Annotated in this window: 1 protein-coding gene; it reads right to left on the bottom strand. The window is 70.5% G+C overall.

All coding sequences use genetic code 11. The features are described 5' to 3' along the window. Positions 1–2,220 (bottom strand): amylo-alpha-1,6-glucosidase (locus tag WBA11_RS02270; RefSeq protein ID WP_424519108.1); only part of this gene is annotated, 2,220 nt, incomplete at both ends.

The raw sequence follows: 2,220 nt of genomic DNA, 5'->3' as shown, positions 1-2,220 counted from the left end.
CGACGGCGTCGAGCGGCAGCGCCGGCGCGACCTCGACGGTGCCTCCGAGCGCGTCGAGCGAGATGGTCACGTTGTCTCGCGAGCGCAAGATCTCCACGCCGAACGCGCTCGTCCCCGCTGGGGCGTTGGCGACGGTCACGCGGTCCCAGTCGATGGGAAGCTGCGGCGCGACGCGGACGCGACGCCCGCCGTCCATAACCTCGAGGCCGAGCAGCCCGCGCACGACGGGCGTCGCGACCATGGCCTCGGACCAGATCTGATGGTGGCTGCTCCGGCCGAACGCCGTGTTGTAGTCGCCGGACAGCAGCTCGGTGACGTAGCCGAGCGCATCCTGCTCCGTCAGGAGCGCGTTGGCGTACAGCGCTTGCGCGCCGACGTGGGGCCGGCCGTACTGGTAGGCGCCCATCGAGGTCCAGCCGGTAAAGAGCGCCCAGACCGACCCGTTGTGGTAGCTCAGCGGGTCGTACAGGTCGCTCTCCTTCGTGAGCAGCCGCGCGCCCCAGTCGGTCGCGATCCCGGCCGAGCCGTAGTGCGTGATCGCGCTCTGGGACCGCTCGTCCTCCAAGAGCCCCCACCAGTGCGGCACGCCCTGGAGCGCCGTGTTCTCGCGGACGACCTCGAGGTCGCCCAGGTCACGGTTGCTGGCGTCTAGGAAGCCCGTGTTCTCGCGCAGGTCGGCGTCCGTCAACGGGCCAGACCGCTCGCTCAAGGTCGGGGCGCCGGGGAACGCCGTGCCGAACGCGTAGAAGCCGTCGGCGTCGTGCCAGTAGACGTCCTCGAGGGCGGCGCGGGTCGCCTCCGCGCGCTGCTCGACCTCGAGGGCGAGGTCGGTCTCGCCAAAGTGACGGGCGAGCTCGGCGACGTCGAGGCCGGCCTGTATGTACAAGGCCTGCTGGTAGAGCTCCTCGTGCGGCGGGTACAGCTCGCCGCCCTCGACCCAGCCGTGCCCCACGCCGGTGTTCTCGACGAGCCCGTTGCCGTCGGTGTCCGTCGCGGCGGTGAACGCGAACGCGCGCTTGGCGGCGGCCCAGTGCTGGCGGACGTAGTCGTCGTCGCCGGTCTGGCGCCAGTAGTCGGCCAGGACGATGGCGAACAGGGGCGTCGCGTCGGCTGAGGCCCACGGGTACGGGTAGTCTTGGAACCAATCGAGGAAGGCGGCGGACTGGCTGATCTCGTGGGGCACCTTGCCGTCGTCGCGCTGGAACTGGGCCAGGAAGTCGAGGGCGGCGCGCGTCGTCGCGAGGTCTCCGACGGCCGTCGTGGCGAGCGCGGTCCACAGGGCGTCGCGGCCGAAGAACCACGCGAAGCCCGGCCGCTCCGAGTTGCCGGACGTCCGGTACCCGGCCACGAGTCCGGTCCCCAGGTCCGGGTTGGTCGCGAGCCCCTTGTCCATGCCCACCTTCGACCACGCGAAGGCCCGGTCCAAGCGGTCGTCGGGCGTGTCCAGGAGCATCGTCTGGTCGAGCCGGCGGTAGTGAGCCGCGGTCTCCTCGAAGAGAGACGGGACGTCCTCGAGGAGCCGGTCGTAGACGGCGTTGGCGTCGTCGCGGCCGGTCGTGCTGCCCGCGATCACGATGGGGACGAGAAAGTCCCGCGCTACTTGGGGTGTCACGCGCATCTCGAACCGGTTCGGCACGTCCTGGGGCTCTTCCTGGTACGGCTGGACCGACACGTCGACAGCGAGGGGCGAGCCGACCACCCCGTAAAAGCGCTGCGTCTCCTCGCCGGTGAAGTAGCGCCCGACCTCGGCCTCGAAGCCGACGAACCCCGTCATCAGGCCCGCCGGCCACATCAGGCTGAGGTCCGGCCGGAACGACATCGAGACGGTCAGCGGACGGAGCGCGTCGACGTCCAGCAGCATCACGATCCCGGGCTCGTCGATGGGCGCCAGGATCGTCTGGCGGACGGTGAACGCGGGGTGCGTGTAGACCAGCGTCGTGGCCTCGGGGCGGACCTCGATGCGGCGCATGATCGCGAGCCCGTCCGACGGGACCGGGTAGTTCTCCAGGTTGAACGTCAGCCGCGCGTCCTCCAAGACCTTGAGTGGGTAGACCCAGGCCTCGAACGGCCGGTTTTCATAGCCAAACACTGCGGCCCGTCGCCCGACGGCGTGGAAGAACGATCCGGTCGTCGTCGTCCGCTCCAGGACAGGGCCGGAGATCGGGAACTCGAACCGGGGGACCAGCCCGTCCATGGGCTGCGCATGGGCGGCGGCGGCGA

Origin of the sequence: Rubrivirga sp., assembly GCF_049648075.1 — a bacterium.
Classification (GTDB): Bacteria; Bacteroidota; Rhodothermia; order Rhodothermales; family Rubricoccaceae; genus Rubrivirga.
The sequence above is the reverse complement of the archived record's forward strand: the minus strand, read 5'-3'. Positions and strand labels throughout refer to the sequence as shown.